General features: G+C 71.2%; 4 protein-coding genes. All 4 read left to right on the forward strand.

Annotated elements, in window-relative coordinates:
• Positions 1 to 40 precede the first annotated feature (40 nt).
• The 4 genes from ACWGKI_RS20065 to ACWGKI_RS20080 all read left to right on the forward strand — a co-directional run bounded on the left by ACWGKI_RS20065 (position 41) and on the right by ACWGKI_RS20080 (position 7,722).
• Positions 41 to 1,579: a sugar ABC transporter ATP-binding protein gene (locus ACWGKI_RS20065; protein ID WP_380242795.1), complete on the forward strand. Its 1,539-nt coding sequence runs from the start codon at positions 41 to 43 to the stop codon at positions 1,577 to 1,579.
• Positions 1,576 to 2,661 carry an ABC transporter permease gene (locus ACWGKI_RS20070; protein WP_452189391.1) on the forward strand — a complete coding sequence of 362 codons (1,086 nt, stop codon included), beginning with the start codon at positions 1,576 to 1,578 and terminating at the stop codon, positions 2,659 to 2,661. Before ACWGKI_RS20065 ends, ACWGKI_RS20070 begins: the two co-directional genes overlap by 4 nt.
• Entirely contained in the window at positions 2,661 to 3,701 is a 1,041-nt protein-coding gene (yjfF, locus tag ACWGKI_RS20075) for a galactofuranose ABC transporter, permease protein YjfF (protein ID WP_380242791.1), read from the forward strand. Before ACWGKI_RS20070 ends, yjfF begins: the two co-directional genes overlap by 1 nt.
• 121 nt (positions 3,702 to 3,822) lie before the next feature.
• Positions 3,823 to 7,722 (forward strand): alpha-L-arabinofuranosidase C-terminal domain-containing protein, encoded by a 3,900-nt coding sequence (locus tag ACWGKI_RS20080; protein WP_452189393.1) that lies wholly within the window; start codon positions 3,823 to 3,825, stop codon positions 7,720 to 7,722.
• Positions 7,723 to 7,831: the final 109 nt, after the last annotated feature.

The raw sequence follows: 7,831 nt of genomic DNA on the forward strand, positions 1-7,831 counted from the left end.
AGTCCGCGCCGCGCCCGCCGCGCTCCACGGAAGGTCAAGGATGACGAGCACTCCCGCGGCGGAGCGACCCGTGGTCGAGATGACCGGGATCTCCATCGAGTTCCCGGGCGTCAAGGCGCTCGACGGTGTCGACCTCCGCCTCTTCCCGGGCGAGGTGCACGCCCTCATGGGCGAGAACGGCGCCGGGAAGTCGACCCTGATCAAGGCGCTCACGGGCGTCTACGGCATCGACGCCGGCGAGATCCTCGTCGACGGCACACCGCACCGGTTCTCCGGCCCGGGCGAGGCGCAGGGCGCCGGCATCGCCACGGTGTACCAGGAGGTCAACCTGTGCGAGAACCTCACCGTCGCCGAGAACATCATGCTCGGCAACGAGCCCCGGCGGTTCGGGGCGATCGACTGGCGGGCCACGCGCCACCAGGCGGCCGGGCACCTCGCGACCATGGGCCTCGACATCGACCCCGCGTCGTCGCTGGGCGCCCACTCCATCGCGGTCCAGCAGCTCGTGGCGATCAGCCGCGCGATGGTCGTGGACGCCAAGGTGCTGATCCTCGACGAGCCGACGTCGAGCCTCGACGCCGACGAGGTGGCCCGGCTGTTCACGGTCGTGCGGCGCCTGCGCGCGCAGGGCGTGGCGATCCTGTTCGTCTCCCACTTCCTCGAGCAGGTCTACGAGATCTCGGACCGCATGACGGTGCTGCGCAACGGCGCACGCGTCGGCGAGTACCGCACGGCGGAGATCACCCGCAGCGAGCTCGTCTCCCGGATGATCGGGCGCTCGCTGGACGTCCTGGAGGACCTCCAGGTGCGCACCGACCGGGCGGAGGCCCCGGTCGGCGGCACCCCGTTCGTCAAGGCGGTCGGGCTCGGGCGCAAGGGCTCGGTCCAGCCGTTCGACCTCGAGGTCTACCCGGGGGAGGTCGTCGGCCTCGCCGGCCTGCTGGGCTCGGGGCGCACCGAGATCGCCCGGCTCCTCGCGGGAGCGGACCGGGCCGACACGGGCACGCTGCAGGTCAAGGGCACGACCACGAGGTTCCGCGGCCCCCGAGCCGCCATCGACCGCGACATCGCGTTCTCGTCCGAGGACCGCAAGGCGGAAGGGGTGGTCGGTGACCTCACCGTCCGAGAGAACATCGTCCTGGGGCTGCAGGCGGAGCGCGGCTGGATGCGGCGCATGCCCGCCCGGCAGGTCGACGAGATCGTGGACCGCTACGTCTCCGCGCTCGGCATCCGGCCGGCCGACCCCGACGCGCTCCTGCGCAACCTCTCGGGCGGCAACCAGCAGAAGGTCCTGCTCGCGCGGTGGCTCGCCACGGCGCCGGAGCTGCTCATCCTCGACGAGCCCACGCGGGGGATCGACGTCGGCGCCAAGGCGGAGATCCAGCGGCTCGTCGCCGACCTGGCCTCCAGGGGCATGGCGGTGGTGTTCATCTCGGCCGAGCTGGACGAGGTGCTGCGCCTCAGCCACCGCATCGCCGTCTTGCGCGACCGGCACAAGGTGGCCGAGCTGGTCAACGACGAGGGCGTCGGAGTGGACGACGTCGTGGAGCTCATCGCGAGCGGAGGGACGGACTCATGACCACCACCAGCCCCACCACCAGCCCGGCACGCGCCGGCGCAGGCACCACGGGCCGGTTCGGCGCCGTCGTGCAGCACCACCTGTTCTGGCCGGTGACGGCGCTCGTCGCGCTCCTCGCGGCGAACACGGTCTTCCGGCCCGGGTTCCTCTCGGTCTCGGTGCTCGACGGGCACCTGTTCGGCTCGCCGATCGACATCCTGCGCAACTGTGCGCCGCTGATGCTGGTGGCGCTCGGCATGACGCTGGTGATCGCGACGCGCGGCATCGACCTGTCCGTCGGCGCCGTCGTGGCGATCGCCGGCGCGGTCGCGCTGAGCTTCATCGCCACCGCGCCCGACCCGTCGTCCCCCGGCACGGTGCTCAGCGCGATCGGGATCGCGCTGGTGCTGTCGCTGCTGCTGGGGGTCTGGAACGGGTTCCTCGTCTCGGTCGTCGGGGTGCAGCCGATCATCGCGACGCTCATCCTCATGACCGCGGGCCGCGGCATCGCCATGCTCATCACGAAGGGCCAGATCACCACGGTGACCAGCGCGCCCTTCAAGACGCTCGGCGCGGGCTTCTGGCTCGGCCTCCCCGTGGCCACGCTCGTCGCGTTCGGCGTGTTCGCGCTCGTGGCGCTGCTGACGCGGCGCACCGCCCTCGGGATGCTCGTCGAGGCCGTGGGCATCAACCCGTCCGCGAGCCGGCTCGCGGGCGTCCAGGCGCGCACCATCGTCTGGACCGTGTTCGCGCTGTCCGGGCTGTTCTCCGGGCTGGCCGGCCTGATCCTCGCGTCGAACGTCATGGCCGCGGACGCCAACAACGCGGGCCTGTTCATCGAGCTCGACGCGATCCTCGCGGTGGTGATCGGCGGGACGTCGCTCGCGGGCGGCAAGTTCTCGCTGTCGGGCACGTTCGTCGGGGTGCTCATCATCGCCACCCTGACCCTCACGGTCACCAACCTGGGCATCTCGCCCCTGGTGACGCCCCTGTTCAAGGCGCTCGTGGTCGCCGCGGTGACCCTCGCGCAGTCCCCGGTGGTGCGCCGCAAGCTGGCCGAACGGTCGCGCCGCCGTCCCTCGACCTCCAAGGCGGTGGCGTGATGACGACCGTGATCCCCGACAGCGGCGCCGCCCAGGGCGCGGGGTCGCCGGGCGGCCCCGCGGTCCTCACCCTGGGCCGCCGCAGGTTCCGGGTGGACCGGCGCTACCTGCCGGTCCTCGGCACGTTCGTCGTGCTGGCGCTGCTCCTCCTCGTGGGCGGGGTGCGCTACGACAACTTCCTGTCGGTGGGTGTCCTGGCAAACCTGTTCATCAACAACTCGTTCCTCATCGTGCTGGCCGTGGGCATGACGTTCGTCATCCTCACGGGCGGGATCGACCTGTCGGTCGGAGCCGTGCTGGCGCTGTCCGGCGTGACGGCCGCCTACCTGTTCCAGGCCGGCGTGCCGGCGGGCGTCGTGGTCCCCGTCGTCGTCCTCATCGGCTCCGTGATCGGGCTGCTGGTCGGCGCGATGGTGCACGTCTTCGAGGTCCAGCCGTTCATCGCCACCCTGGCGGGCATGTTCTTCGCGCGCGGCCTGTGCTTCCTCATCGCGCCGGAGTCGATCCCGATCAACGACGAGTCGTTCGTCGCGCTGGCGGGGTGGGACACCTGGGTGGGTGGCCAGTTCCGGATCACGTCGAGCGTGGCGGTCGCGCTGGTCGTGATCGTGGTCGCGTTCTACCTGCTGCACTACACGCAGTTCGGCCGCACGGTGTACGCCATCGGCGGGGGCGAGCAGTCCGCCCGGCTGATGGGTCTGCCGGTGTCGCGCACCAAGGTGCTCGTGTACGTGATCAGCGGGACCTGTGCGGGTCTCGGCGGGCTGCTGTTCGCGATGTACTCCCGCTCCGGGTACTCCCTGACCGGGGTGGGCATGGAGCTGGACGCCATCGCGGCGGTCGTGATCGGCGGCACCCTCCTGACCGGCGGTACCGGCTTCGTCCTGGGGTCGGTGCTGGGCGTGCTCGTCCTCGGCCTGATCCAGACGATCATCACCTACGAGGGCACGCTCAGCTCGTGGTGGACGCGGATCGTCATCGGCGCGCTGCTGCTGGTCTTCGTGATCCTGCAGCGGCTGCTCTCGCTGCGGCGCTCCTAGCCCTCTGGGCACCGGGCGCCCGTCCGGGCGGCCGGGCCGGCGGCGTGCACCGCCGTCGGCCCGCCGTCCTACCGCACCCCCGCATCTGTACGACGACGTACTCACCGGAGGATCTACAACGATGAATATCCGATCCCGACGGTCCGCGCCCCTGGCGCTGGCCCTCGCCCTCGTGCTGCCCGCCTCCGCGGCAGCCGCCGTCCCCCCACGGGCGGCACCCGCCCAGCCAGCGGTCCAACGCGCCGTGCAGCCGGCCGCCGACGGCGGCGCCTACGTCTTCCCCTACTTCGCGGGCGAGCAGGACGGCGGCGAGAAGATCTACCTGGCCGTCAGCGAGGGCGACGACCCGACGGCGTGGCGCACCCTCAACGGCGGGGAGCCGGTCCTCGAGTCCACGCTCGGCACGAAGGGCCTGCGCGACCCGTTCCTCACGCGCAACCCCGAGACCGGCACCTACTACCTGCTCGCCACCGACCTGAGGATCGCCGGCGGCGGCAGCTTCGGCGACGCCCAGGAGACCGGCAGCCGGTCCATGATGGTGTGGTCGTCGGACGACCTGATCCACTGGTCCGACCAGCACGAGGTCGAGCTGGCGCCCCCGGACGCCGGCAACCTCTGGGCGCCCGAGGCGACCTGGGACGCGGGCACGGGGCAGTTCCTCGTGTACTGGGCGTCGGCCCTCTACCCGGACGACGTCGCGCCCGAGGACCGCGACATCGCGACGTCGTACCAGCGGATGCTGTCCGCCACCACGCCCGACTTCACCGCCGGCAGCTTCTCCGAGCCGCAGGTGTGGATCGACGCACGGCGCGGGGCCGGCCGGGGCATGATCGACTCGACCGTGGCGGTCGACGACGGCACCTACTACCGCTTCACCAAGGACGAGGCGGACATGACGGTCCGCGAGGAGTCCTCCGACGACCTGTACCGCACCCAGGGCGTGTCCGCCGGCGACGGGTGGGACCTGGTCGCCGAGCACGTGGGCGTGGGCGAGCCCAACCCGTGGGGCGGCGAGTTCACCGCGGGGGAGGGGCCGACGGTCTTCCCGTCCCTGACCGACGACTCCTGGTACATGATGATCGACCAGCCCTCCTACCACGGGGGCCAGGGCTACATGCTGTTCCGCACGGACGACCTCGCGAGCGGGGACTGGACGTCCGTGCCCGACGCCGAGCTGCCGAGCCACCCGCGGCACGGCACCGTGCTGCCGATCACGACCGCCGAGCAGCAGGCGCTGCTCGCCGCGTACCCGCCGGGGGAGCCGGAGGTCGTCGAGCAGCGGCTGACGATCGACTCCGACGCCGCGCGCACGCCGATGAGCGACGACCTGTACGGGGTGTTCTACGAGGACATCAACTACGCCGCCGACGGCGGCCTGTACGCCGAGCTGGTGCGCAACCGGTCGTTCGAGTTCGCCAAGGAGGACAACGCGAGCTTCACCGGGCTGACCGGCTGGGAGCGGACGGGGGGCGGCGCGATCGCCGTCCAGTCCGAGCGCGGTGAGTGGCTGAACGACAGCAACCGGCACTACCTCACCCTCACCTCCGACGGCACCACCGGCGTCTCGAACTCGTCCTTCAACGAGGGCGTCGCGCTGACCGCCGGCGCGTCGTACGACTTCTCGGTCTGGGCGCGCAGCGAGGTCGCCCAGGACCTCGCCGTCCGTCTCGTCTCCGCCGACGGCGCGACGACGTACGGCACCGCGACCGTCGCCGTCGACGGGTCTGACGACTGGCGGAAGTACACCGCCACGGTGCGCGCGTCCGTGACGACGAACGCCGCGCGGCTGCAGGTGACGTCCGGCGCCGCGGGGACGCTGAGGCTCGACATGGTGTCGCTGTTCCCGCAGGACACGTGGGTGGGCCCGGTCAACGGGAAGAGCTCCCTGCGCAAGGACCTCGCCGAGAAGGTCGCCGACCTGAACCCGAGCTTCCTGCGGTTCCCGGGGGGTTGCGTCACGAACGTGGGGACCTTCGACTCCTACCTCGACTCCGACGGCCAGGACCGGCAGCGGACCTATCAGTGGAAGGAGACGATCGGGCCCGTCGAGGAGCGGCCGACCAACTGGAACTTCTGGGGCTACAACCAGTCGTACGGCATCGGCTACCTCGAGTACCTGGAGTTCGCCGAGGACCTCGGCGCCTTCGCCCTGCCCGTCGTGTCCGTCGGCGCGAACGGCTGCGGGTCGCGGATCCCGGAGATGACCGACGCCCAGCGTCCCCGCTGGATCCAGGACACGCTGGACCTCATCGAGTTCGCCACCGGCTCCACGGACACCGAGTGGGGCGCGAAGCGGGCCGCCCTGGGGCACCCCGAGCCGTTCGACCTGCCGTACATCGGCCTGGGCAACGAGGAGAACACCCCGAAGTTCCAGCAGAACTTCCCGGCCTTCCGGGACGCCATCGAGGCGGAGTTCCCCGACGTCACCGTGATCTCCAACTCCGGGCCGGACGACGCCGGCACACGCTTCGACGAGCTCTGGGACTTCAACCGTGAGCAGGGCGTCGCGATGGTCGACGAGCACTACTACAACGACCCGTCCTGGTTCCTCACGAACACCGAGCGCTACGACTCCTACGACCGCAACGGCCCGCACGTCTTCCTGGGGGAGTACGCGTCGAAGGGCAACACCTTCGGCAACGCGCTCGCGGAGGCGGCCTACATGACCGGCCTGGAGCGCAACGCCGACGTGGTGGAGCTCGCGTCCTACGCGCCGATGTTCGCCAACGAGGACTACGTGCAGTGGTCGCCGGACATGATGTGGTTCGACAACGACGAGTCGTGGGGCTCGGTCAACTACCAGACGCAGAAGATGTTCATGACGAGCACGGGAGACCAGGTCGTCCCGTCCGAGCTCGGTGACGGCCCCGACGTCGTGCCGCCGGACGTCGACGGCGGCGTCTTCCTGTCCACCTGGCTCACGCAGGCGGCGTACGACGACGTGCGGGTCACCGACAACGCGACCGGCGACGTCCTGTTCGCCGACACGTTCGACGACGCGTCGGCGTGGGAGTCGCAGCGCGGCAGCTGGTCCGTGGCCGACGGCAGGTACGTGCAGTCCGCGGCGGGCGTCGAGGACGCCCGCAGCATCGTCGCCGGGGCCTACGACGAGGACTGGCACGACTACACGATGGAGGTCACCGCCCGGAAGACGGGCGGCGCCGAGGGGTTCCTCGTCGGCTTCGGCGCGAGCGCGAGCGACGACTTCTACTGGTGGAACGTGGGCGGCTGGGGGAACTCCCGGTCCGTGCTGGAGCGTGCCGACGGCGCGCGCCAGGGGGAGGTCGCCGCGGCGCAGTCCTTCACGCCGCTGGTGAACGGTCGTGACTACCGCATCAAGATCGTCGTCGAGGGCCGTACGATCCGGCTCTACCTCGACGGCGCGCTGCAGCTCACGTACACCGAGCCGGTCACGAAGTCGCTGTTCCAGGTCGTCACCCACGACGAGGACACCGGCGAGCTGGTCGCCAAGGTCGTCAACGTGGGTGACACGGTGGCCCGGACCGACGTCGCGGTCACCGGGGGCTTCGAGCCGGCGGCGTCGGCACGCGTGACCGAGATGGTGGCCGACCCGTCGGCGACCAACACGAAGACGCGGCCGAACCGGGTCGTGCCGGTGGACCGGACGTTCGAGGGGGCGGGTCGTGCGTTCACGTACGACTTCCCGGCGCACTCGATCACGTTCCTGCGGCTCGCGCCGGCCACGGGCGACACCCCCAGTGCGGTGCGGGCCAAGATCGCGCCGGCGTCCGTCGTGCGCGGGACCGACGCCCGCGTCGAGGTGACGGTCACGGCCGCCGAGGGGCGGGGGTCGTCACCCACGGCGACCGGGACGGTGACGGTCCGGCTCGGCGAGGAGACGGTCACCGCGGAGCTCGTCGGCGGTCGCGCCAGCGTCGACGTGCCGACCCGCTCGGTGCCGCCGGGCGGCCACGACGTCGTCGTCCGCTACACCGGTGACGCGCGCTACGCGCCGAGCGAGGTGACCAAGGCCCTGAACGTCCGGGCGCCGAAGCGGTAGCGACCGCCCCAGCCGAACAGGTGGTTGTTCACGTTCTGAGCTCTCAGAAACGGAAAAACCCCCAAGTGCGCGCCCCCCAACGGAAGCAAGGACCGCCAACCGCGTGGGG

The organism is Isoptericola sp. NPDC055881 (assembly GCF_053615895.1).